At 68.6% G+C, this 24260-nt stretch carries 15 protein-coding genes; 4 read left to right on the forward strand and 11 right to left on the reverse strand.

Annotation, left to right across the window (positions count from 1 at the left end; all coding sequences use genetic code 11):
* Positions 1-149: 149 nt before the first annotated feature.
* The 8 genes from HCU76_RS14145 to HCU76_RS37200 form a co-directional block, all read right to left on the reverse strand.
* The gene (locus HCU76_RS14145) at positions 150-848 is read right to left on the reverse strand and encodes an NTP transferase domain-containing protein (RefSeq protein ID WP_213958515.1); all 699 of its coding nucleotides are present in this window, start codon (positions 846-848) and stop codon (positions 150-152) included.
* A gap of 15 nt (positions 849-863) precedes the next feature.
* Positions 864-2012, reverse strand: coding sequence for a VWA domain-containing protein (locus tag HCU76_RS14150; RefSeq protein ID WP_213958514.1), 1149 nt, complete (start codon positions 2010-2012; stop codon positions 864-866).
* On the reverse strand, positions 2006-2914 hold the full coding sequence (locus HCU76_RS14155; protein WP_213958513.1) for a MoxR family ATPase: 909 nt from the start codon (positions 2912-2914) through the stop codon (positions 2006-2008). The genes HCU76_RS14150 and HCU76_RS14155 overlap by 7 nt, the downstream gene beginning before the upstream one ends.
* Positions 2911-3813 carry an SRPBCC family protein gene (locus HCU76_RS14160; RefSeq protein ID WP_256354188.1) on the reverse strand — a complete coding sequence of 301 codons (903 nt, stop codon included), beginning with the start codon at positions 3811-3813 and terminating at the stop codon, positions 2911-2913. Before HCU76_RS14160 ends, HCU76_RS14155 begins: the two co-directional genes overlap by 4 nt.
* Positions 3814-3839: 26 nt before the next feature.
* Entirely contained in the window at positions 3840-6257 is a 2418-nt protein-coding gene (locus HCU76_RS14165) for an aerobic carbon-monoxide dehydrogenase large subunit (protein WP_218509718.1), read from the reverse strand.
* 38 nt (positions 6258-6295) lie between these two features.
* Entirely contained in the window at positions 6296-6850 is a 555-nt protein-coding gene (locus tag HCU76_RS14170) for a (2Fe-2S)-binding protein (protein ID WP_218509719.1), read from the reverse strand.
* Positions 6851-6867: 17 nt separating this feature from the next.
* Positions 6868-7734, reverse strand: coding sequence for a xanthine dehydrogenase family protein subunit M (locus HCU76_RS14175; protein WP_218509720.1), 867 nt, complete (start codon positions 7732-7734; stop codon positions 6868-6870).
* Between the two features lie 214 nt (positions 7735-7948).
* Positions 7949-8713 carry a PAS domain-containing transcriptional regulator gene (locus tag HCU76_RS37200; protein ID WP_218509721.1) on the reverse strand — a complete coding sequence of 255 codons (765 nt, stop codon included), beginning with the start codon at positions 8711-8713 and terminating at the stop codon, positions 7949-7951.
* 185 nt (positions 8714-8898) lie between these two features.
* Here HCU76_RS37200 and recC point away from each other — a divergent pair, with 185 nt between their 5' ends.
* From recC to recD, 3 genes are read left to right on the forward strand one after another with little or no spacing between them, the layout of a single operon-like run.
* Complete coding sequence (gene recC, locus HCU76_RS14185; protein WP_218509722.1) at positions 8899-12438, forward strand: exodeoxyribonuclease V subunit gamma; 3540 nt, start codon at positions 8899-8901, stop codon at positions 12436-12438.
* A complete protein-coding gene (gene recB, locus HCU76_RS14190) occupies positions 12435-16361 on the forward strand; it encodes an exodeoxyribonuclease V subunit beta (RefSeq protein ID WP_218509723.1) in 3927 nt (1308 codons plus the stop codon). Before recC ends, recB begins: the two co-directional genes overlap by 4 nt.
* Entirely contained in the window at positions 16358-18502 is a 2145-nt protein-coding gene (gene recD, locus HCU76_RS14195) for an exodeoxyribonuclease V subunit alpha (RefSeq protein WP_218509724.1), read from the forward strand. The genes recB and recD overlap by 4 nt, the downstream gene beginning before the upstream one ends.
* A gap of 102 nt (positions 18503-18604) precedes the next feature.
* Here recD and HCU76_RS14200 read toward each other — a convergent pair whose 3' ends face one another.
* Together HCU76_RS14200 and HCU76_RS14205 are read right to left on the reverse strand one after the other, a co-directional pair.
* Positions 18605-20239, reverse strand: a complete 1635-nt coding sequence (locus tag HCU76_RS14200; protein ID WP_218509725.1) for an acyl-CoA dehydrogenase family protein — start codon at positions 20237-20239, stop codon at positions 18605-18607.
* 6 nt (positions 20240-20245) lie between these two features.
* Positions 20246-21574 (reverse strand): MFS transporter, encoded by a 1329-nt coding sequence (locus tag HCU76_RS14205; RefSeq protein WP_218509726.1) that lies wholly within the window; start codon positions 21572-21574, stop codon positions 20246-20248.
* 386 nt (positions 21575-21960) lie between these two features.
* On the opposite strand from HCU76_RS14205, the gene HCU76_RS14210 reads away from it, so the two are divergent.
* Positions 21961-22653: a Crp/Fnr family transcriptional regulator gene (locus HCU76_RS14210; protein WP_213958502.1), complete on the forward strand. Its 693-nt coding sequence runs from the start codon at positions 21961-21963 to the stop codon at positions 22651-22653.
* Positions 22654-22662: 9 nt separating this feature from the next.
* Here HCU76_RS14210 and HCU76_RS14215 read toward each other — a convergent pair whose 3' ends face one another.
* On the reverse strand, positions 22663-24171 hold the full coding sequence (locus tag HCU76_RS14215) for a wax ester/triacylglycerol synthase family O-acyltransferase (RefSeq protein WP_218509727.1): 1509 nt from the start codon (positions 24169-24171) through the stop codon (positions 22663-22665).
* Positions 24172-24260 lie beyond the last annotated feature (89 nt).

Here is a 24260-nt window from a genome sequence, read left to right on the forward strand (position 1 = left end):
GGCCACCAGCGCATGCACGCCCTCGAGGCTCGGCGTCAACGACAGCGCCAGGCCACCCAGCCCGACCCAGCCCGCCAGCAGCAGCGCCCAGGCCGTGGCGCGCGCGATGGTCAGGCGCGGCGAGAAGGCGTCCGGCGCGGCAGCATCGTTCATGGCGTGGCGGCGAGTGCCGGCGAGGCGGGCCATGTCAAGCGGTGGCCGGTCGCTGCCGCGAAGCGTTCGATGTCCTCGGGCGTGTCGATGTCGATGCGGTAGCGGCGGTTGTCGGTGTCGAACCAGCGCACGCGTTCGGGATGCGCTTGCCGCCACTTGCGGCAGGCGAGGTTGGCATCGCCGGCGAGCCATTCGTCGCGCAGCGCGGCATCGAAGATGACGGGGTTGCCAGGCGAGGTCTCACCGCCTTCTTCGCGCACGCGCGGCACGACCATGGCCGCGTCGCCGCGCTTCTTGAAGGCGCCGATGAGGTCGATCACGTCTTGCGCGTCGATCATGGGCTGGTCGGCCAGCGCCACCATCACGGCGTCGAGCCTGGGCGACAGGGCCTGCAGGCCGATGCGTACCGACGAAGGCTGGCCCGCATCGGGATCCGGGTTGTGCACCAGCGTGATCGGGAAGGTGCGTACCGCCGCCTCGACCGCTTCCGCATGGTGGCCGAGCACCACCACGACTTCGTCCACGCCGGCGCCCGAGAGTGCGATCAGCTGGCGCAGGATCAGCGGCACGCCGCCGAGTTCCAGCAGCGCCTTGGGCCGCCCGCCCAGGCGCGACCCTGCGCCGGCCGCGAGCAGCACGGCGCCCACCGTCATGCGGCTGTACAAGCCGCTGTTGCCCTTGAGGATGCAGCCCATGGTCGATGGCTCCTTTCAACGCAGCGCGCTCATCAGCGCAGGCAGCACCGCGGCGATGCTCGCGAGGTCCGCGCCCGGCGCGAGCAGGTCGAGGTGCGGCAGGGCGGCCTGCATGCCCTGGCTGACCGGGGCATAGCCCGGCCTGTTGCACAGCGGGTTGAGCCAGACGATGCGGCGTGCGCGGCGGCGCAGTTGCACCAGCGCGTCCGACAGCTGCGAGGGCTCGCCGGTGTCGTAGCCATCGCTCATGACGATGACGGCGGTGCGCGAATGCACGATGCGCGGCGCATGCTCCCGGTTGAACTGCGCCAGGCTCTCGCCGATGCGCGTGCCGCCGGCCCAGCCCTGGGCGATGAGGTGCAGTTGCTCCTGCGCGCGCCACGGGTCGGGGTCGTGCAGCGCGCGCGTCACCGCGGTCACGCGGGTGTGGAAGATGAAGCTGTGCACGTCCGTCAGCTCGGCGCCGAGGGCGCGTGCCAGGCGCAGGTAGAAGAAGCTGTAGGCGGCCATCGAGCGGCTCACGTCGATCAGCAGCACGATGCGCGGGCGCACGCGTCGGCGGTCCTTCCACGCGAGATGAAAAGGCGTCCCGCCGCTGGCCACGCTGCGGCGGATGGTGGCGCGCAGGTCGAGGCGGCGGCCGTGCAGGGCGGTGGCCTGGCGGCGCAACTCGATGTGCTTCAGCCGGCGCGCGAAGCGGCGCATCAAGGCCTCGATGTCGAGCGTGTGTTCGCGTGCGACGAGGTCGCGGAAATCGGCGGAACTCAGGACCTGCTGGCGGCTCGCGGTGTCGCGGCGTTGCGCGCCCTTGTCATCGTCGTTGGCGGCATCGCCCTCGCGCGGATGGCTGGCCGACCGGTCGCCGCTCATGCCTTCGGCATCGGGTCCGCGACGTTCGGGGCGCTGCCATTTGTTGGCGGGCAGGAACCAGGCATCGAAGAGTTCGTCGAAGCGATGCCATTCGTCGCGGCGGCCGCACAGCAGCGCCTGCAGGCTCCAGCGCAGGACGGGCCGGTCCAGCACATCGATGCGCTGCGCGGCCTGCAGGACGTCGACCGCATCGGCGCCGCCGACGGAAAAGCCATTGGCGCGCAGGAAGCCGGGGAAGCCGGCCAGGCGCTGCGCGGCCCGCTCGCCTGCCGCGGGGGCTTGGAATGTCAGCATGCGGCCGCCAGTCGCGCCACCACGGCGCGCGGTAAGGCGGCACGGTCATCGCGTGTCTTGATGAGCGCGCTGAGCGTTTCCATGATGCGCTCGGCGCCGTCGATGTCGATCACCGAGATGCCCAGGCGCAGCAGCGCGGCGGTCCAGTCGAGCGTCTCGGCGATGCCGGGCTTCTTCTGCAAGTCCATGCGCCGCACGGACTGCACGAAGGAGACAATCTGCTGCGCCAGTTGGGCTGCTGCATCGGGCGCCTTCTTGTGCACGATGGCGAGTTCCTTCTCGTGGTCGGGATAGTCGATGAACTGGTAGAGGCAGCGGCGGCGTAGCGCGTCGGACAGCTCGCGCGTGCCGTTCGACGTGATCACCACGATCGGCCGGCTGGTGGCATGCACGGTGCCGAGCTCGGGGATCGACAACTGGAAGTCGGAGAGCAGTTCCAGCAGGTAGGCCTCGAAGGCTTCGTCCGCGCGGTCGACCTCGTCGATCAGCAGCACCGGTGGTTCGTCGCAGGTGATGGCCTCTAGCAGCGGGCGCTTGAGCAGGTAGCGCTCGGAGAAGATGTCCTGCTCTTTCTGGGCAAGGTCCTTCGAGCTTGCGCGCTCGTCCTGCTCGAGCAGCTTGATGGCGAGCAACTGGCGCTGGTAGTTCCACTCGTACATCGCCGCGTGCGCGTCCAGGCCTTCATAGCATTGCAGGCGGATCAGGCGGGTGTTGCGCACCGCGGCCAGGACCTTCGCGACCTCGGTCTTGCCGACGCCGGCATCGCCTTCGAGCAGCAGCGGGCGTCCGAGGTCCTGCATCAGCAGCAGCGCAGCCACGAGGCCCGGCTCCGCGACATAGCCCGCGTCGCCGAGTTGCTGCTGCAAGCCGGCGAGCGCGAGGGAGCGCTCGGAGGTGCTCATGCGCGTCTGGCGCCGAAGAGCGAGCGCAGCCAGTCCTTGAAGATGGCCCATGCGATCGCGAAGGCGTTGAGTTGCGCGGCTTCGGCAGGGGCTGTCGAGGCTGCGACCATCGCAACGGAAGGCGCCGCGGAAGTCGACACCGACGCGCCGGGCGAGCGCACGGGCGTTGCGGAACCGACTTGCGCTGACCCCGCCGCGCCGGATGCCAGGGACGCCGCTTCGGTGGACGCCGCTGTCGATGCCGACGATGACGCCGGAGTGAGCGTCGTTGGCGATGCCAACGATGCCGCCGCAGTGGGCGACATTGCCCCTGTCAACGCCGCCTCCGAAGCGAACGTCGTTCCTGATACGCCGGTGCCTGCCAATGTGGATGCCGCTGGCGATCCAGCCGCGACGCCCGCGCCGGATGGCACCTCCGCCGCTATCGCCGGTGAAGCGGGCTCCGCAGGCCCACCCACCGGCCCCGCCGCCCGCACCGCCTTCACCCGCCCCGCAAAGTTCGCCGCGAACTGCTTCAGCACCTGGTCCGCCACCGAATCCATCATGCGTCCGCCGAAGGCCGCGGCCTTGCCGCTCATCGCGACCTCGCTCGTGCCCACGAGGTTGCAGGCAGCCGCATCGATCGCCTCGACACGCGCCGTCAGATCCATCGACGCACCCGAGCTGCCCGTGCTGTCGGTGCCCTTGCCCATGAGCCGCAGCGTCCGGCCGGTCGCATCGAGCGCCAGGATCTCCACGTCACCCCGGAACGACATGCTGGCCGGCCCGAACTTCACGCCAACCGTGCCCTTGAAGTGCGTCGCGTCGATGCGCTCGGTGATCTTCGCGCCGGGCATGCAACCCGCGACGGCGTCGATGTCTTGCAGGACCGTCCATGCCGCGTCCGAGGACCCGGGCATGGGAAAGGTCTTTTCGAGCTGTACCTTCATGGGCGCTTGTCGATGCCCAGCGCGTGGCATTGCTTCCACACGCGCCAGGCGTTGTGCGGCATGTCCATGTGCGTCACGCCCAGGTGCGAGAACGCATCGATCACCGCGTTGCTGAAGCAGGGGATGCCGCCCACGTGCGGCGACTCGGCCACGCCCTTGGCGCCGATCGGGTGGTGCGGGCACGGCGTCACCGTGTGGTCGGTCTCCCAGTGCGGCGTTTCCATCGCGGTTGGCAGGAAGTAGTCCATCAGGCTGTTGCCCAAGTGGTTGCCGTTCTCGTCGAAGGGAATCTGCTGGCCCATCGCCACCGCGAAGGCTTCGGTCAGGCCGCCGTGGATCTGGCCTTCGATGACCATCGGATTGATGCGCGTGCCGCAGTCGTCGAGCGCGTAGAAGCGGCGCACGTGGACCACGCCGGTGAACTTGTCGACGTCGACCACGCAGAGGTAGGTGCCGAAGGGGTAGGTCATGTTCGGCGGGTCGTAGTAGGAGACCGCGTTCAGCCCCTGCTCCATGCCGGCCGGGATGTTGCTGGTGTGCGAGACCATGCAGATTTCCTTCATGGTCTTGGCCGCGCTCGGATTGCCCTTGACCTTGAAGCGGTCGATCTCCCATTCGAGGTCGCCCTCGGCCACTTCGAGCAGGTGCGCGGCGATCTTCTTCGCCTTGTCCTTGATCTTGCGTGCGGCCATCGCGGTCGCCGCGCCCGACACCGGTGTGGAGCGCGAGCCCCAGGTGCCGGCGCCGTAGGGGGCCTTGTCGGTGTCGCCCTCTTCCACCACGATGTCGCTGGCCGGCAGGCCGAGCTCGGTCGCGATGATCTGTGCATAAGTGGTCGCGTGGCCCTGGCCTTGGGTCATGGTGCCGAGCCGCGCGATCACGCCGCCGGTCGGATGCACGCGGATCTCGCAGCTGTCGAACAGGCCGATGCCGAGGATGTCGCAGACCTTGGTCGGCCCGGCGCCGACGATCTCGGTGAAGGTCGCGAGGCCGATGCCCATCAGCGTTTCCGAATTCGGATCGGCGCGGCGTGCCGCCTGCTCGCGGCGCAATCCCTCGTAGTCGCAGGCCTTGAGCACCTTGTCCAGCGCGGGCTCGTAGTTGCCACTGTCCAGCGTCCAGCCGAGCGAGGTGGTGTAGGGGAAGTCCTCCGTCTTCACGAAGTTGCGTCGGCGTATCTCGGCCTTGTCGATGCCGAGCTTGAGCGCCAGGATGTCGATCATGCGTTCGATGAGGTACACGGCCTCGGTCACGCGCAGCGAGCAGCGGTAGGCCACGCCGCCCGGTGCCTTGTTGGTGTAGACCGCATCGACGCGGCAGTAGGCATTCGGGATCGCATACGAGCCGGTGCAGATCGAGAACAACCCGGCCGGCAGCTTGGTCGCCGACACATGCGAGTTGAAGGCGCCGTGGTCTGCGAGTGCCGTGAAGCGCAGGCCCTTGATGCGGCCCTGGCTGTCCGCCGCCAGCTCACCGACGCCGTGGTAGTCCCGCGCGAAGCCGGTGGTCGAGATGTTGTCGATGCGCGATTCGATCCACTTCACCGGCACGCCCGTGACGATCGACGCGACGATCGCCACCACATACCCCGGATACACCGGCACCTTGTTGCCGAAGCCGCCGCCGATGTCGCCGCCCACCACGCGGATCTTGCTTTCCGCCACGCCCGAGAGCATCGCGAGCACGGTGCGCACCAGGTGCGGTGCCTGCGTCGTCATGTAGACGGTGAGGTAGCCGGTGGCCTTGTTGAAGGAGGCGACGCAGCCACAGGTCTCCAGCGGGCAGGGATGCACGCGCGGGTTCAGGATCTCCTCGCGCACCGTGATCTCCGCGCTGGCGAAGGCCGCATCGGCCGCGGCCTTGTCGCCGGCCTCCCAGGTGAAGATGTGGTTGGGATGGGTGCGCGGGCCGTGGCCCACCTCGGTCTTGTCGGCGATGTCCTCTCGGATGACCACCGCGTCGAGGTCCATCGACTTCTTGGGGTCGACGATGGCCGGCAACTCCTCGTAGTCGACCTCCACCAGCGCCGCGCCATCGGCCGCGGCATAGCGGTCGGTGCCCAGCACCATCGCCACTTCCTGCATCTGGAAGCAGACCTTCTTGTCGGCCAGCACCGCCTGCACGTCGCCGCCGAGCGTGGGCATCCAGTGCAGGTTGACCGGCTTGAGGTCATCGGCCGTGAGCACCGCCACGACGCCCGGCGCAGCCAGTGCCTTCGACTTGTCGATGGACTTGATGCGCGCATGCGCGTAGGGGCTGCGCACGACTGCGCCGAAGAGCATGCCGGGCAGCTTGATGTCGTCGACATAGCTGCCCTGGCCGCGGATGAACCGCGCGTCTTCCTTGCGCAGCAGGGAGGTGCCCATGCCTTGCAGATTGAGTTCGCGCTGCTGGAGTTCGGACATGTCGCCCATGGAAACCTCCGGTGGTGATCGGGTGGGGATGGGCGCTGTCAGGCCGTGACAGGCTGCTGTGCCGGGGTGGCTTCCTCGGCCGCGGCAGCGGCGGCAGGCGCTGCGCTGGCGGCCTTTGCGGCGGCGAGCTTCTTCGCGGCGGACTGCACCGCCTTCACGATGTTCTGGTAGCCGGTACATCGGCACAGGTTGCCGGCGATGCCGTAGCGGATCTCCTGTTCGCTCGGATCCGGGTTCTCCTGCAACAGCCGCCAGGCGCGCGTGATCATCCCGGGCGTGCAGTAGCCGCATTGGAGGCCATGTTCCTCATGGAAGGCCTGTTGCAGCGCGTGCAGCACGCCGGCTTGTTCCAGGCCCTCGATGGTCACCATCTCGGAACCATCGCACTGCACGGTGAGCACGGTGCAAGACTTGACCGACATGCCATCGAGGTCGACCGTGCAGGCCCCGCAATGCGAGGTCTCGCAGCCGATGTGCGGGCCGGTGTGCGCGAGCCGTTCGCGCAGCGTGTGGATCAAGAGTTCGCGCGGCTCGACCGACACGTCGACGGGCTTGCCGTTGAGCTTGAACGACACGGTGTGATTGTTCGCCATCCTGCTGTCTCCTGGTGTCAGTGTTGGGTGCGGGCCCACGCGGCCTGCAAGGCGCGGCGGGTCATCTCGCCGCACATCGCGACCTTGTATTGGGCGTCGCCACGCTGGTCGGGTGCCGGGTCGCAGATGGCCATGGCCAAGCGCGCGGCTTCGGCGAGGCTTGCGTTGTCGATGGGCTGGCCGATGAGGGATTGCTCGGCATCGTTCGCCCTGAGCGCGGTTGATGCTGCGTTGGTCAGCGCGATGCGGACGCTGGCGACTTTCGCGCCATCCATCTGCAACTGCACCGCTGTCGCCGCCGTGGCAAAGTCGCCCGTCTTGCGCTTGAGCTTCTGGTACGACCATCCGGTCCCCGCCGGCGGGATCGGGATGCGGATCTCCGACAGGATCTCATCCGGCTCCAGCAGCGTCGAATACATGCCGAGGAAGTAGCCATCGGCCTTCACGACACGCTCGCCCTGCGCGCCCGCCAGCACGAACGATGCATCGAGTGCCAGCATCAGCGCCGGGTGGTCGTTGCCCGGGTCGCCATGCGAGATGTCGCCGCCGATGGTGCCCTTGTAGCGCACCTGCGGATCGGCGATCCAGCCCGCGCCTTCGACCAGCAAGGGCAGCTTCTCGGCCAGCAGCGCCGAGGTCAGCAGGTCGTTCTCGGTCGTCATCGCGCCGATGTGGATCGCGTCGCCGACCTGCCGGATGCCGCGCAGCCCCGGCACCTTGCCCAGGTCGATCAGGTGCGTCGGCGTCGCAAAGCGCAGCTTCATCATCGGCAACAGGCTGTGGCCGCCTGCCAGCAGCTTGGCGTCGGGGCCGAGTTCGCCGAGCAGGCGGATGGCATCGGCCACCGAGCGGGGTGCGTGGTATTCGAATGCGGCTGGCGTCATGGTCGCTGTCTCCAAATGCAACGGCTTCGACCATATCTACAGTGCGGTGCAGCAAGCGCAGGCATTGCACGAACCGCGCGCCGCCGTACACGAACGGCGGCGTTCAGCGCACGAAGAACGCAGAACGGGCTGCGATCAGGGAGACCCTGAACAAGTCCTCGCGAGGGCGAGCGCCGAGGATGCGCGATCCGCGAAGGACTTGTTCAGAGTCTCCTCAGCGCTCGGCCACGGTCTCGGCAATGCCGAGCCGGTCGAGCAGCCGCGGCACGCTGGTGCGCGCTACCGGCAATCCATGGTCGTCGCCACCGCTCAGCTTGAGCATGACCTTGCCGTCGTCGCGCACGATCTGTTCTGCGAAGTCGAGGTTCGCGACGTAGCTGCGATGGATGCGCAGGAAGGAGCCGCTGTCGAGCCGTCCCTCGAGGTCGCTGATGGTGAGGTTGCAGAAGCTCGACCCCTGCGCCGTGTGCACCCAGGTGTAGTGGCCCTCGGAGCGGATGTAGCGCACGGTGGACGCATCCACCAGCACGATACGGTTGCCCGAGACGGTCGGAATCTTGAGCAGTTGCCGCTTGGTGCCGGGCCGCTGGCCGGCTGCGTCGTCGCGCGTCACGGCATCGGTGATGTCGTAGAACACCAGCGTGTAGCCGAAGGTGTCGCCGCGGCCGTCCGACATCTTGCTCACCTTGATCAGCAACACGCTCTCGGGGATGTTGATGATCATCGTCATCGGCGGCGGATTGCTGACCGGGCATTCGGCCTGGTCGAGCAGGAACTTGACCTTCGACTGGGAGCGTTCCGGGTGGAACGAGAGCACCATCTTCTCGAAGGGCTGCTTGTCTTCCACCGGCAGCGCGCGCCGGGCAAAGCTGTTCATCGCGACGACCTTGAGGTCGCGGTCGAGCTGGACCAGCCCGACATCGCTGCGCTCCAGCAGGTAGAGCGGGCTGCTGCTTGTTGTCCCCACGCGTGCATCCACGGTCGAATCCCCGTTTGAACGGAAAGTACCATTTAAGCGCCCGGACCCTCGGGGCGCATCGGGTAAAGCCCAAGGCCGGGCCCGGCGAAGGGCAATCTTTTTGACCCTGCCGCATCCGGCGAGCCTGCCAGCAACGAAACTCCATCCCCATCCATGATCCGGCCCCCTGGCTTTCCGACCTCGCAATGACAGACACCGTTCTACTCCCCGGCTTCATGGCCGTGCACGGCAACCACCCCGAAGCCCTGCGCGACCTCATGCTGGCCTGGATGGCGAGCCACCCCCTGGCGCCGCTGGAAGACGAATGGGTGCTGGTGCAGAGCAACGGCGTGGCGCAGTGGCTCAAGCTCTCGTTGGCGCGCGATGCGGACCAGGGCGGCGTGGGCGTTGCCGCCGCGATCCAGACCGAGCTGCCTTCCAGCTTCATCTGGCAGGCCTACCGGGCCGTGCTCGGCGCACAGGGCGTGCCGGCAACATCGCCCTTCGACAAGACGCTGCTGGTCTGGCGCCTCATGCGCCTGCTGCCCGCGCTGCTGGCCGAGGACGTGTTCGCGCCGCTGTCACGCTTCCTCGTCGACGACAAGGACCTGCGCAAGCGCCACCAGCTGGCCGAGCGCCTGGCCGACCTGTTCGACCAGTACCAGGTCTACCGCGCCGACTGGCTCGCGGACTGGGCCGCGGGCCGGGACGAGATCGTGGCCAGCCGGGGCGGTCGCCAACCCATCCCGCCGGAACTCCGCTGGCAGCCGCGGCTCTGGCGCGCGCTGCTCGATGACGTCGGCCCCGAGGGCGCCACGAGCAGCCGGGCCGCCGTGCACCAGCGCTTCATGGCCAGGGCTGCGGAGTGGCAAGGCGAGCGGCCGGCCGCATTGCCGCGCCGGCTGGTGGTGTTCGGCATCTCGTCGCTGCCGCAGCAGTCGCTGGAAGTGCTGGCGATGCTCGCGCGCTGGGTGCAGGTTCTGATGTGCGTGCACAACCCCTGCGAGCACGACTGGTCCCACATCGTGGCCGACAAGGACCTGCTGCGCGCCGAGCGCTGGCGCCAGCAACGCCGCCCCGGCAGCGAAGGCCCGATCGCCGACGAGGCGCTGCACCTGCATGCGCAACCCTTGCTCGCGGCCTGGGGCAAGCAGGGCCGCGACTTCATCCGTCTGCTGGACCTGCACGACGAGCAGGAAGCCTATGCGCAGCGCTTCGAGGCTATCGGCCAGCGCATCGCCTGCTTCGATGCCAACCCGCAGGACACCGTGTTGCGCCAGTTGCAGGACGACATCCGCGACCTGCGCCCGCTGCCCGAGACCCGCGCCGCCTGGCCCGAGATCGATCCGAGCGACGACCGCTCCATCGCCTTCCACGTCACGCACGGCCCCCAGCGCGAAGTCGAGGTGCTGCACGACCAGCTGCTCGCTGCCTTCGCCGCCGACGCCACGCTGCATCCACGCGACGTGATCGTGATGGTGCCGGACGTGGCCGCCTACGCGCCGCACGTCCAGGCCGTGTTCGGCCTGCTCACGCCGGACGATCCGCGACACATCCCCTTCACGCTCGCCGACCAGGGCCAGCGCCACCACGACCCGCTGCTGGGCGCACTGGAAAAACTGCTGGCGCTGCCGCAGTCGCGCATCGCGGTGAGCGACGTGCTGGACTGGCTGGAGGTGCCCGCATTGCGCGCGCGCTTCGGCATCGAGGAAAGCCAGGTGCCGCTGCTGCACCGCTGGATCTCCGCGGCCAACATCCGCTGGGGCCTGCACGCGGAGCAGCGCCAATCGCTGGACCTGCCCGAGGCGCTGGCGCAGAACAGCTGGGACTTCGGCCTGCAGCGCATGTTGCTGGGCTATGCCGTCGGTTCCAGCGAGGCCTGGGCCGGCGTGGAGCCGCTCGATGAAGTGGGCGGCCTCGACGCCGCCTTGCTCGGCCCGCTGGTGCAACTGTCGACCACGCTCGAAGCGCACTGGCGCACGCTCGCCACGCCGGCCGCGCCCAAGGCATGGGGCGAACGCCTGCGCGCCCTGCTGGCCGACTTCTTCGAAGCGGGCGAAGACGCCGACGGCTTCACGCTGATGCGGCTCGGGACCTCGCTGCAGGACTGGCTCGTCGCCTGCGACAACGCCGGCCTCGTCGAGGAACTTCCGCTGTCGGTGGTGCGCGAACACTGGCTCGCCCAGATCGACCAGCCGACGCTCAACCAGCCCTTCTTCGCCGGCGCAGTGACCTTCGCGACGCTGATGCCGATGCGCGCCATCCCCTTCCGCGTGGTGGCGCTGCTGGGCATGAACGACGGCGACTATCCGCGCAGCCGCGTGCCGATGGACTTCGACCTGATGGGCCACGACTACCGCCCCGGCGACCGCTCGCGCCGCGAGGACGATCGCTACCTGTTCCTCGAAGCGGTGCTGTCGGCGCGCGAGAAGCTGCACATCAGCTGGGTCGGGCACAGCATCCTGGACAACTCCGAACGACCGCCCTCGGTGCTGGTGGCGCAGTTGCGCGATCACCTGGCCGCGGGCTGGCGAGGGGCCGGCGACGAGGACTTGCCGCAAGACAAGGCGGGCCAGCGCCTGCTGCACGCGCTGACGGTCGAGCACCGGCTGCAGCCCTTCCACCCCGCCTACTTCACGCTCGGTGGCGACGACCGCCTGTTCAGCTACGCGACCGGATGGCGCGTCGACACTTCGTCGCCGGAGAACGCACCAGACGACCAGGCACTGCCACCGCGTCCATTCGAAGGCCCGCTGACGCTGCGCATGCTCGCCGACTTCCTCAAGGAGCCGCCGCGCGCCTTCTTCCGCTTGCGCCTCGGCGTCTTCCTCGATTCCCGCGAGAGCGCGAGCGAGGACCAGGAGCCCTTCGACCTCGACGCGCTGGAGAACTGGAAGCTGCAGGACGAACTGATCCAGTCGCAACGCAGCGCGCTGGAAGCCGGCGCGCTGCGCGAAGACGCGATGAACGACCAGCTCGAACGCATCGCGCGTCGCGGCGCACTGCCGGTGGGCCCCTTCGGCATCCTTCAACAGCAGGCACTCGCCGAGCCCATGGAGCCCATGTTCGCCGAGTACGCCAAGGCGCAGGCCGAGTGGCCCACGGTGCTGCCCGACGAGGCACTGGACCATCTGCCCGACGGCCTTGATGAATCGCTGCGCCTCGTCGACTGGCTCGACGGCCTGCGCGCCAACGCCAACGGCGACCGCTGCAGGCTGGTGCTCCACAGCAGCAGCTTGGTCAAGGACGACCGCTACCGGCGCGACAAGCTGGGGCCTTTCTGGATCGCCCACGTTGCCGCGCATCTGGCCGGTGGATCGATCACCACCCACATCATCAGCAAGGCAGGCAACGTGATCCTGCAACCCCTGGCCACCGAGGACGCCCGCGCCTGGTGGTCCGCGCTGCTGGACGCATGGCAGCAGGGCCAGTGCCGTCCGCTGCCATTGGCACAGCAGACGGCCTTCGCCTGGCTCGACGCTGGCGGCACGCAGGCCGATGCGCCGCACGAAGCCGCGTTCGAAGCGGCACGCAAGTGCTACGGCGACGCGCGAGTCACCGGCAGCGGCGAGGTGCAATTCAGCGACTACCTGCTGCGCGCCTTCCCCGACTTCGACGCGCTCTGGTCTGGCGGCGAATTCGCGCAATGGACATTGGCCTTGCTCAAGCCCCTGGGCGACGCGGTGGGCAACGCCCGCATCAAGTCAGCCAAGGGCGCACCGGCCGCCGCCAGGGAGAACGCATGACCCGCGCCGTGACCCCTCCCTTGCTGCAGCCCCTGTCCTTCCCGCTGCGCGGCAGCCGCCTGATCGAGGCCAGCGCCGGCACCGGCAAGACCTTCACCATCGCCGCGCTGTACCTACGCCTGGTGCTCGGCCACGGCGGCGCGGCGGCCTTCACACGCGCGCTGACGCCGCCGGAGATCCTCGTCGTCACTTTCACCGAGGCCGCCACCAAGGAGCTTCGCGATCGCATCCGTGCGCGCCTGGCCGAGGCGGCGGAAGCCTTCGCGGTCGACCCGGCCACGGTCAGCCCGCCGGCGCCGGGCGACGACCTGCTCCACCAGTTGCGCGCCGACTACCCGCCCACCGAATGGCTGGGCTGCGCACGCGCCCTGCGCCTGGCCGCCGAGTGGATGGACGAAGCGGCCGTGTCGACCATCCACGGCTGGTGCAACCGCATGCTGCGCGAGCACGCCTTCGACAGCGGTGCTCTGTTCACGCAGACCCTCGAAGCCGACCAGGCCGAGCTTCGCGCCGAAGTGCTGCGCGACTACTGGCGCACCTTCTTCACGCCGCTGACGCTGGAGGATGCGACGCAGGTGAGCGAGTGGTGGGCGACGCCGGCGGTGCTGTCGCAATCGGTCCGCAACCTGCTGACGCTGACGCAGTCGCTGGAGGCAGGAACGGAGCCGGCCGTCGCGTTGCGGGCCGCGCGCGAGGAGGTGACCCGCGAGCTGGCCGACATGAAGGCGCCGTGGTCCAAGTGGGCTGACGAACTGGAGGCGATCTTCGACAAGGCCTGCGCCGCGAAGCAGGTCGATGGCCGCAAGCTGCAAGCCCGCTTCTACCAATCGTGGTTGAGCGACCTGCGCGACTGGGCCCACGGCGATGCGGTGCAACCCCTGCAGAAGGGCAGCACCGCGTGGACCCGCCTGACGCCCGGCGGCATCGCCGAAGCTTTCACCAAGGGCGTGCCGGCGCCGGACCATCCCGCGCTCGACGACATGCTCACCCTGCGCGAGCGCCTGGCCGCGCTGCCGGACGCGCATGACGAGGTGCTACGCCACGTCGCGCACTGGGCCGCCGCGCGCCTGGCCACCGAGCAGGCACGCCGGGCCGAGATGGGTTTCGACGAACTCCTCACGCGCCTCGACGCGGCCCTGCAAGGCCCGAACGGCCCGCGCCTGGCCGCGCTGATCCGCACGCAGTTCCCCGTCGCGCTGATCGACGAATTCCAGGACACCGACCCGCTGCAATACCGCATCTTCGACGCGGTGTACGGCGTCGCGGCCAACGCGCAGGACACGGCGCTGGTCCTCATCGGCGACCCCAAGCAGGCCATCTACGCCTTCCGCGGCGCGGACATCCACACCTACCTGGCCGCGCGCCGCGACGCCGCCGACCGCCATTCGACGCTGGGCACCAACTACCGCTCCACCACCGCGATGGTCGATGCGGTCAATCGCGTGTTCCGGCTGGCCGAGGACCGCGAGGACGGCAAGGGCGCCTTCCTCTTCCGCAGCGCGGACGACAACCCCCTGCCCTTCCACGCCGTCGAAGCGCAAGGCCGCAAGGAGCGATGGACCCGCGACGACGCGCCCGCACCCGCCCTCACCTGCTGGACCGTCGAAGGCGGCGAGACCATCGGCAGCGGCGAAGCGCAGCAATCGATGTCCGCCGCATGTGCCACCGAGATCGTGCGCCTGCTGGCCGGCGGCCAGGCCGGCACCACCGGCTTTGTCGACGCCGCCACCGGCACGCTGCGCCCCGTGCAGCCCGGCGACATCGCGATCCTCGTCAACAAGGGCGGCGAGGCGACGGCCGTGCGCCAGGCCTTGGGTGCGCGCAACGTGCGCAGCGTCTACCTCTCCGACAAGGGCCTGGTGTTCCAGAGCCCGGTCGCCGTCGAGCTGGAACGGCTGCTCATGGCCTGTGCCGAACCCGACGATGACCGCCCGCTGCGCGCCGCCCTGGCCTGCGCCGTACTCGCCCTGAGCTGGCCCGAACTCGACCGCCTCAACCATGACGAACTGGCCTGGGAAGACCGCGTGCTGCAGTTCCGCCGCTACCAGCAGATGTGGCAGCGCCAGGGCGTGCTGCCGATGCTGCGCCAGTTGCTGCAGGACTTTGCCGTGCCGCAGCGCCTCCTGGCCGCCGGCGACGACCGCACCCTCACCGACCTGCTGCACCTGGCCGAACTCCTGCAGCACGCCAGCGTCCAGGTCGAGGGCGAGCACGGGCTGATCCGCTGGCTGTCCGAGCAGCGCGGCGAGAGCGAGACCGACAACGAGAACGACGCGCGCAAGCTGCGGCTGGAAAGCGACGCCGACCTGGTCAAGGTGGTGACGGTGCACAAGTCGAAGGGCCTGGAGTACCCGCTGGTGTTCCTGCCCTTCGCGACCGCCTTCCGCGCCGCCACGGCGAAAGACCTGCCGCTCAAATGGCACGACGACCAGGGCCGGCTCGTGGTGGCATTGCAGGCCGGTGACGAAGCCGTTGCGCGCGTGGACGAGGAGCGCCTGGGCGAAGACCTGCGCAAGCTCTACGTCGCGCTGACCCGCGCCCGCTACGCAACCTGGGTGGGCGTGGCGCCGTTGTCCGGCGTGGAGCGCAGCGCGCTCGGGTACTTGCTCAACCCCTCTGGCGGGGTCCAGGCCGGCCCGCCCCCGGCGGGGGAGCCGGTCGCGCAGGCCAGGCTCGCCCGGCCTGCGGGCAATGGCCTGCCGCTGTCGCCGACGGCACTCAACGAAGCGCTCGCCGAACTGGCGCAGAGCGGCGACGGCATCGCCGTCCATGCCGCCCCCGCGCCCGACGACACGCGCTACCAGCCGCCAGCCACCGCGGTCCTGCCCGCGCCCGAACCGCCGCTGCCCGCCGGCCCGCGCGAGAGCTGGTGGATCGCCAGCTACTCGGCCCTGCGCAGCGTGGGCGCGATCGACGACACGCCCGTCGACGACACGACCCCCGCCTTGCCACCGGCCATGCTGCCCAGCCCCGCCACGGCCGCCGAGGACATCTACGCCGAGAGCCGCGTCGGCAGCGAATCGGTCGCTGAAGACGCGGACGCTGGGCACGCAGCCGAAGCCGCGGTCGGCGGGCTGCACGGCTTCCCGCGCGGCGCCGGCCCCGGCAGCTTCCTGCACGGCCTGCTCGAATGGGTCGGCCGCAAGGGCTTCGCGCGCGTGCATGCCGATGCGGACGCGCAAGCCGACCTGGCCGACCTGATCGCCCGGCGCTGCAACCTGAACGGCTGGAGCACCTGGATCGAGCCCTTGCGCAACTGGATGCTCGACTGGCTCGGCACGCCGTTGCGGCTCGATGCGTTGATCTCTCAAGGAGACGTGGCTTCGCCAACTCGACTTGATGAACCCTTGCGGGTGGCGGGCGAGGCGCTGGCCGACCCTGGGGCCACGGGCGCCACGTCCGTGAGCCCCGCATCGCTGGGCCGCGTGCAGATCGAGATGGAGTTCTGGCTGGCCGCGCAGCAGGTCGACACGCGCGCGCTGGACGCGCTGGTCACGCGCCACACGCTCGATGCCGCGCCCCGCCCGAAGCTGCTGCCGCAGCAGGTCAACGGCATGCTCAAGGGCTTCATCGACCTGGTGTTCGAGCACGAGGGCCGCTACTTCGTGGCCGACTACAAGTCCAACTGGCTCGGCCCGCGCGACGCCGACTACACGCCCGCTGCCCTGCGCAAGGCCGTGCTCCATCACCGCTACGAACTGCAATACGTGCTCTACATCTTCGCGCTCCATCGCCTGCTGCGATCGCGGCTGCCCGACTACGACTACGAGCGCCATGTCGGTGGGGCCGTCTATGTGTTCCTGCGCGGCCATGCGGCGCCGGGGCAAGGCCTGCATTGCGAGCGGCCGCCGAGGGTGCTGATCGACGCGCTCGATGCGCTCTTCAGCGGCACCGCAGTGCGGCGCGCGGAGGTCGCCCCATGATCACGCCAGTCGTCATGCCTCGCGTCTTCCTCAGCCCCTTGCCGGAACGCCACGCGCCGTTGCTCGCCGACCTGGACCGATGGGTCGCGCAAGGCTGGCTGCGCGCGCTGGACCGCAGCTTCGCCGCGTTCCTCTCCCAGCAGGCGCCCGACGCCGACCCGCTGCTGATCCTCGGCGCCGCGCTCGCAAGCCACCAGTTGGGTCGCGGCCATGCCTGCCTGGACTTGCGCGCGGCGTTGGCCGATGCGGGCCAGGCCTTGTCGATGCCACCCGAAGGCCTGGCGCGGGAGGTCGAGGGCCTGCCGCCGACGCCGCCCTCCACCCTGCTCGCGGGCGTCACGCTGGCCAGGTGGAACAAGGCCCTCAAGCATCCCGCGCTGGTCGCCGCCGGCCCCGGCGCCACGCCGCTGGTCCACGCCGGCGACCGCCTGTACCTGCGCCGCTACTGGCAGTACGAACAATCGGTGAGCGAGGCCATCGCCCGCCGTGTCGCGATGCCCACGCCCGCCGCTGGGCCCGAGGTGCAGTCCGACTTGGCGGCAGCGCTGGACGCCCTGTTCCCGCCCCGCGACGGCTCCGGTACCGACTGGCAGAAGATCGCCTGCGCCATCGCGGTGCGGCAGGGCTTCAGCATCATCACCGGCGGTCCCGGCACCGGCAAGACGACGACCGTGGTGCGCCTGCTGGCCATATTGCAGCACCTGGCGCTGTCGGCGGGCCACGGCGCGGCCGGACGCCTGCGCATCCGCCTCGCAGCGCCCACCGGCAAGGCAGCGGCACGCTTGAACGAATCCATCGCCGGCGCGGTCGCGCGCCTGCCGCTGCAGGGCCTGCCCAACGCCGAAGCCGTGCGCGCCGCCATCCCGACCGACGTCAGCACCGTCCACCGCCTGCTCGGCAGCCGCCCCGACACGCGGCACTTCCGACACAACGCGCGCAACCCGCTGCCGCTCGACCTGCTGGTGCTCGACGAAGCCTCGATGCTCGACCTGGAGATGATGGCCTCGGTGTTCGCCGCGCTGCCGCCGCACGCGCGTCTCATCCTGCTGGGCGACAAGGACCAGCTCGCCTCGGTGGAAGCTGGCGCGGTGCTGGGCGACCTCTGCGCACGCGCCGACGCCGGCCACTACAACGCCGACACGGCGGCGTGGCTGCAGGCCGTCACCGGCGAATTCTTCGACCCCGAACTGTGCGACGCCACCGGCAAGCCGCTCGACCAGGCCGTCGTCAAGCTGCGCGTGAGCCACCGCTTCAGCGCACAGAGCGGCATCGGCAAGCTGGCCGAGGCCGTCAACGCCGGCGATGGCCTGAAGGTGCAACACGTCTTCGACAGGGGCTATCCGGATGTGTCGCAGCAATGGCCCGTCGACGACGCGACGCTGCGGCGGCTGGTGGTCGACGGCGCTGCCGAAGGCTTTGCCGCTCAGGGCCGAGGTCGGGTCGAGGGCGACAACCAGCCCGTGGCCCCGCCGGTCGGCTACCGCCACTACCTGACGCTGATGCGCGAGCGCCAGCCGGGCATCGACGCGCCGCAGCCCGCGTTCGACGCGTGGGCGCAAGAGGTGCTGACAGCCTACGGCCAGTTCCAGTTGCTGTGCGCGCTGCGTGGCGGGCCGCAGGGCGTCGAAGGACTGAACCTGCGCATCGCGGCGCTGCTGCGCACCGAGAACCTTCTCGAAGCCGAACACGGCGGCTGGTACCCGGGCCGCCCCGTGCTGGTCACGCGCAACGACTACGGACTGGGCCTGATGAACGGCGACGTGGGCGTGACGCTGGTATTGCCGACGACGCCGCCGGGCGAATCACGACCGCGCTGGATCCTGCGCGTCGCCTTCGCCGCCAGCGACGGCAAGGGTGGCATCCACTGGGTGCTGCCCAGCCGCCTGCGCGCGGTGGAAACGGTGTTCGCGATGACCGTGCACAAGTCGCAAGGTTCCGAGTTCACGCACACCGCCTTGCTGCTGCCGGAGCGGCCGAGCCCGATCGTGACGCGCGAGTTGGTCTACACCGGCATCACGCGCGCACGCCACTGGTTCACGCTCGCGGCGGCGCCGCAACTGCTGCAGGCCGCGATTGCGCGGCGGGTCGATCGTGTCGGTGGACTGGCGGGCAAGCTGGCCGCATCCGTGGCACCGCGGTGATGGCGGAACTCCCAAGCGCCTGAAAGCAAAAAGACCGGAAGCCTTGAAGCCTCCGGTCTTGAATGTGAGTCGCGGGGGCTCCCCCGATTCCTCTGGCTCCGCTCAAACCCAGGCAGCGCGCAGCAATGCAGCGGCGTCTTCGGTGCCGCAGGTGATGCCGCCCACCGCACCCCACTCCGGATCGAAGCGGCTGTTGATGAAGGCTTGCGCCGCAATCGGCTCGGCATGCTGGAGCATCAGGCAGGACTGCACCGTCAGCGCCAGGCGCTTCGTGAAGCGGCGAGCCTTGCGTTCCAGCGCATCAGGCGGGAGTTGCAAGTCATCGCGCAACGCTTGCACCTGGGCCATCACGCGCGGTTCGTTCGCCGCGATCTCGCCCAGGCGGACCAGCACCATCAGCGCGTCGTTCGGGTTGCGCGAAATGGCGCGCAACACGTCCAGGCACATCACGTTGCCCGAGCCTTCCCAGATCGAGTTGACCGGCGCCTCGCGGAAGAGGCGACCCATCGGACCGGTCTCCACATAGCCGTTGCCGCCGAACACTTCCATCGCCTCGGCCGTCACGGCGATCGCTCGCTTGGTGACCCAGAACTTGGCCGCCGGCGTGAGGACGCGGCGCCAGGCCATGTCCAGCGGTTCGGTCGACGCGAAGTGCTCGGCCAGGTCCATCACCAGCAGCGTGGCGGCTTCGGATTCGAGCGCCATGTCGGCGAGCACCTCGGTCATCAGCGGCTGGTCGACCAATGCCTTGCCGAAGGCATGGCGATTGCGGGTGTAGTGCAGCGCCTGGGCGAAGGCCGCACGCATCTGGGCCGCGCCGGCGAGCGCGCAGTCGAGGCGGGTGATGGCCGCCATGGAGATGATGGTCGGGATGCCGCGGCCTTCCTCGCCGACCAGCACGCCCCAGGCACCATGAAACTCCACCTCGCTGCTGGAGTTGGAACGGTTGCCCACCTTGTTTTTCAGGCGCTGGATGTGGATCGGGTTCTTGGTGCCGTCCGGCTTCCAGCGCGGGACGTAGAAGCAGGAGGCGCCGCGCTCATCGGTCTTGGCCAGCACCAGGTGGGCATCGCACATCGGCGCGGAGAAGAACCACTTGTGGCCGGTGAGCTCGAACTCTTCTCCGAGCGGCCCGCTGCCGATGGGCACCGCGCGGGTGATGTTGGTGCGCAGGTCGCTGCCGCCCTGCTTTTCCGTCATGCCCATGCCGACGGTCATCGACCGCTTCTGGGCGACCGGGATGTCGCGCTCGTCATGTTCCATCGAGGCGAGCTTGTCGGCGATCGAGGCGTAGAGGGCGGGATTGAGTTTCAGCACCGGGACGCTGCCCTTGGTCATGGTCGTCGGGCAGGTGGAGCCGGCCTCGACCTGGCACTGCATGTAGAGCGTGGCGGCATAGGCGGCCCATGCGGAGGGGCGGCTGTCGTTGCTGGGCCGGTTGGCCATGCCGTTGCGGCGCGCCATGGCCATCATCTTGTGCCACGCCGGATGGAACTTGACCCAGTCGATGCGCTCGCCGGTGCGCGAGAGCGTGTGCAGTTCGGGCTCGTAGGTATTGGCGTCCTCGCCGGCCTGCAGTGTCTCGGCCGAGCCGTATTCGGCACCCTGGGCCACGAGTTCGGCATCGCACCATTCGGCGCCGGCCCGCTTGACCGCGCGGCGCAGCACGGGGTCGCTGGTGTAGAGGTTGTAGTCCTTCAGGTCGATGGCCTGGTTGTTGGGGTGGATGCCGATCATGATGTTTTATCCCTTGGTTTTTTTAGCGCGCACGACCATCAGCAGGAGGATTCCCGAGACGATGTATGCCGCCATCACAGCGTACATGCTGTAGACGCCGTTGCCGGTCGCCTTGGTGATGGCCGCGTTGACCGACGGGCTCACCGACGGGCCGAAGGCGCCCAGGCTGCTGATGAAGGCGATGCCGCCGGCCGCGGACGACTTGGGCAGGTACTCCGTCACCGCGGTCCAGAACAGCGGCGTGGCGGCGGCGACGCCGATCACCGCGAAGGACAGCGCTGCCAGCGAGGGCACCAGTGCGCCGGTCAGCAGGGTGGTGATGCCCAGGCCGATCGCTGCGATGAACACGCACGCGAAGTAGTGCCAGCGACGCTCGCCGTTCTTGTCGGAACTGCGACCCAGCCAGATCATCCCGACCACGCCCACCGCATTGGGGATGGCCGCATAGATGCCGACCATCAGCACGTCGTTCACGCCCCAACTCTGGATCAGCGTGGGCAGCCAGAACACCAGCGCATAGGTGGCGCCCAGCAGGAGGAAGTACGCCAGCGACAGCAGGTACACCTTGGGGTCACGCAGCGACTTGCCGAACGAGTGACCGGCCTTGCCGCTGGTGTCGATGTCGTTCTCGAGGTTGAACTGCAGCAGGTTCTTCTCGGCCGGGCTCAGCCATTTCGCCTGGGCCGGCTTGTCATCGAGCCAGAAGAAGAGGACCACGCCGAGGATCGCCGCTGGCATTCCCTGCACCAGGAACAACCACTGCCAGCCATGCCAGCCATTGACGCCGTCCAGGAACTTCAGCGTCGCGCCGCTCATCGGCCCGGCCACCACGCTCATGAGGGTGGTGGCCGACATGAAGATCGCGATCACCTGGCCACGCCGGATCGACGGGTACCAGTAGGTGAAGTACAGGATGATGCCGGGGAAGAAACCCGCTTCGAATGCACCGAGCAGGAAGCGGACCACGTAGAACTCCGTCGGCGTGGTGACGAACATCATCGCCGTCGCCGCCAGGCCCCACAGCACCATGATGCGCAGCATCGTCTTGCGCGCGCCGATCTTCACCAGCATCAGGTTGCTGGGCACTTCGAAGATCAGGTAGCCGATGAAGAAGATGCCCGCGCCGAGGCCGTAGACCTCGTTGCTGAAGGGCAGCGTCTGCTTCATACCCAGCTGCGCATAGCCGATGTTGATGCGGTCGAGGTAGGCGACCATGTAGGCCACCAGCAGCACCGGCAACAGGCGCCAGCCAACCTTCGAATACAACGATTCGGCCCGACCCATCTCGGCCGGCGTTGGCATGGTCGCCAGACCCACTGTCGCACTGGAACTCATTCTCTTGTCTCCTCAGGTTGATGCCGCGGGTTGCGGCACATGGCGGCGCCCCGGAGTGCGCCCATTGTTTTGGTGGTGTCGTGGCTTCGGAAGATCACGGTGACTGCCTTGCATTGAGGCGAATCATCTTGAGATCCCGGGTGAATCGCGCTGCCGCCGCACAGGGCGGCCGGTGGCCCTGGGGTCATGGCGGCGGCCACGACTTTGGCGTTGCAGTTCGTTCGGACTTGATTCCCTCCCTCCGCGCCGTGAGCGCGTCGACCCCATGGAGGTTAGGCCTCTTGTGCCGCTGCGACCTTCCCGTTAGTGACAATGTCGCGCATTCGTTGCCTGTCGTTTTCCCTGATTGATGCGGCGCAATCAACCGGCAAGGCAAATAATTGCGAATGGTCGCGACCGTGAACACCCCGTCGAATCCGCCCTGGTCCATGGCCACCGACGGCCCGGTGCTGGCGCATCTTCCAGCCGAGGCAGTCGAGTTGCTGCTGCAGCGAGGACAGCGCAAGCACTGGCAGCGCGGCCAGTCCATCGTTTCGCGCGGAGACAAGTTGCAGGCGGTGATGATCGTGCTCGAGGGCCGGGTCCGAGCTTCCACGCTGACCTCCGATGGGGACGAGAGCCTGCTGGGCTGGCTCAAGGAGTACGAGTTGTTCGGCGTGCCCAACGTGCTCGGCGGCATGCCGTTCGCCGTCAACATCATTGCCGACAGCCCCGCTGTCATCCTGCAGGTGGCGAGCGAGGACTTCATGGAAGTGCTGCACCAGGTGCCGGAGGCCGCGATCGGCGTTGCCGTGGCCCTGAGCCATCGCGTGGGGTTGATGTTCGACATCATCAACGCCAGCGGCTATCGCACCCTGACCTCGCGTGTCAGGGCGCAACTGCTGCGCATCGCCGAGCAGTTCGGGCAGAAGGACGGCGAGGGACAGACGGTGCTCGAGATTGCCCAGGACGACCTCGCCGCGGCGGTCGGCGCCTCGCGGCAGCGCGTGCACATGGAACTGCGCAAGCTCGAGGATGCGGGCTTCCTCAAGCTCGCATACCGGAAGATCATCCTGGTGGCCCCGTCGTTCGACGGGTGAACGCCTGGATCAAGCCGCGGAGGCTTTCTCCGGCCGGCGCTTTTCCGGCGGCTTGGCCGTTGCGTCGCGCACCGCGACGTGTTGCGACAGGATGCAAAGCTCCTCGAACGCCGGCAGGATGTAGGAACCCAGCACTTCGATGTCCGGCACCGTGCGGCGGCAGGCCAGCAGGCCGAATGCCAGTTGGTCGTTGTAGCCGTGGATGGTCATGTTCAGCGCCATGCCGTGGGAGATGGCCGACACCGGAAGGTAGGTGGTCATCTTCCCGCCTGCCATGTAGAGCGGCTCGCGCGGACGCGGCACGTTGGAGATGAGCACGTTGGCAACGGCCGGCAGCCGTTCGGACAGCTTCGAGCGGCCCATGAGCGAAGCCATGCCCGAGGCCAGCATGGGTACGCCCAACGAGGGGAAATCCATCGGGATCGCGCCGCGCATGCCTCCGGCGTTCTGCTTCATCTCCTGCGCCGAGGCCTTGATGCCCGCCAGCCGCTTGAGGGGATCACCCTCGTTGGTGAACAGCTCCACGCGCCCCATCGTGACCTGGTTGTTGGCGGAGGTATCGCCTTCGGCGCGCACCGAGATGGGCACAGCGGCCATCAGCGATTCGTCGGGCAATTCGTTCGCGTCCTTGAGATAGCGGCGCAGCGCCGTGCTGCAGATCCACATGCCCACGTCGTTGACGGACGCGCCGTGGAGCTTGGCCACCCGCTTCACGTCGTCGACGAGCAGGCTCACGCCAGTGAAGCTGCGCTGGTTCGTGATGGTCACGTTGAAGGGGGTGCGAGGGGCGGCCTTGAACTTCATCGTCTTCAATTGCGCGAGCAGGCCATTGCTTGCCGCGCCCTTGGCCCATTCCTTGTTGCCCTCGTCCCATGCCGCGTACATGGCACGGGCCGTGCGCGGGAGCATGGTGACCAGCTTGGCCGTTTGCGCGACGTTGTTCTGGACCGCTGCGCCGAGCAGTTCCGCGAAGCCGAGCTGATAGCGGCCGGCTGACTTGCGGCGGTGAGGCTTGCGGATGACGCGCGGCTCGGGCGTCGCGTCGAACATGGCGCTCGCGAACGCGACGCCGGCCTTGCCGTCGATGCCCGCGTGGTGCAGCTTCATGTAGAACGCGCGGCTGTTGCCCGGCAAGCCGTCGATGGCATAGAACTCCCACAGCGGGCGGCTGCGGTCGAGCAAGGTGGAGTGCAGCCGCGCGATCAGCGCATGCAGGCGAACTTCGCTGTAGGGCGCCGGAAGCGTGACGTGCCGGATGTGCTGGTCGAGGTCGATGTCGTCGTCCTCGATCCAGATCGGGTTGGCCAGTTCGAAGGGCATGGCCGCCAGCTTGCGCGTGAACACCGGCGCCAGGTGCATGCGCTGGGCGACGTGGGCCTTGACGTCCTCGAACCAGTTGCCTGCATAGCCATCCGGCATCTCGAAGTGGTGCAGGCTGCCGACGTGCATCGGTGTCTCGGCGGTTTCCATGTGCAGGAAGCCGGCGTCCAGGGCGCTGAGGTGGTTCATTTCGTTCATGCGGTGCTCGCTTGGTTTGGTGAAGAGCCGTGACGTCTTGCACGGCCGGTCACTCTATGCAGCGGGCCGCGGCCGAAAATGCGCCGTTG

The organism is Variovorax sp. dw_308, assembly GCF_019207085.1.
GTDB lineage: Bacteria > Pseudomonadota > Gammaproteobacteria > Burkholderiales > Burkholderiaceae_C > Variovorax.

What these genes read in the sequence shown, in the direction of transcription:
- HCU76_RS14200 (WP_218509725.1), bottom strand. Translation starts at nt 20,239, where the DNA reads ATGATCGGCATCCACCCCAACAACCAGGCCATCGACCTGAAGGACTAC.
- recB (WP_218509723.1), top strand. Translation starts at nt 12,435, where the DNA reads ATGACCCGCGCCGTGACCCCTCCCTTGCTGCAGCCCCTGTCCTTCCCG.
- HCU76_RS14150 (WP_213958514.1), bottom strand. Translation starts at nt 2,012, where the DNA reads ATGCTGACATTCCAAGCCCCCGCGGCAGGCGAGCGGGCCGCGCAGCGC.
- recD (WP_218509724.1), top strand. Translation starts at nt 16,358, where the DNA reads ATGATCACGCCAGTCGTCATGCCTCGCGTCTTCCTCAGCCCCTTGCCG.
- HCU76_RS14165 (WP_218509718.1), bottom strand. Translation starts at nt 6,257, where the DNA reads ATGGGCGACATGTCCGAACTCCAGCAGCGCGAACTCAATCTGCAAGGC.
- HCU76_RS14145 (WP_213958515.1), bottom strand. Translation starts at nt 848, where the DNA reads ATGGGCTGCATCCTCAAGGGCAACAGCGGCTTGTACAGCCGCATGACG.
- HCU76_RS14170 (WP_218509719.1), bottom strand. Translation starts at nt 6,850, where the DNA reads ATGGCGAACAATCACACCGTGTCGTTCAAGCTCAACGGCAAGCCCGTC.
- HCU76_RS14205 (WP_218509726.1), bottom strand. Translation starts at nt 21,574, where the DNA reads ATGAGTTCCAGTGCGACAGTGGGTCTGGCGACCATGCCAACGCCGGCC.
- HCU76_RS14155 (WP_213958513.1), bottom strand. Translation starts at nt 2,914, where the DNA reads ATGAGCACCTCCGAGCGCTCCCTCGCGCTCGCCGGCTTGCAGCAGCAA.
- HCU76_RS14175 (WP_218509720.1), bottom strand. Translation starts at nt 7,734, where the DNA reads ATGACGCCAGCCGCATTCGAATACCACGCACCCCGCTCGGTGGCCGAT.
- recC (WP_218509722.1), top strand. Translation starts at nt 8,899, where the DNA reads ATGACAGACACCGTTCTACTCCCCGGCTTCATGGCCGTGCACGGCAAC.
- HCU76_RS14215 (WP_218509727.1), bottom strand. Translation starts at nt 24,171, where the DNA reads ATGAACGAAATGAACCACCTCAGCGCCCTGGACGCCGGCTTCCTGCAC.
- HCU76_RS14160 (WP_256354188.1), bottom strand. Translation starts at nt 3,813, where the DNA reads ATGCCCGGGTCCTCGGACGCGGCATGGACGGTCCTGCAAGACATCGAC.
- HCU76_RS14210 (WP_213958502.1), top strand. Translation starts at nt 21,961, where the DNA reads ATGGTCGCGACCGTGAACACCCCGTCGAATCCGCCCTGGTCCATGGCC.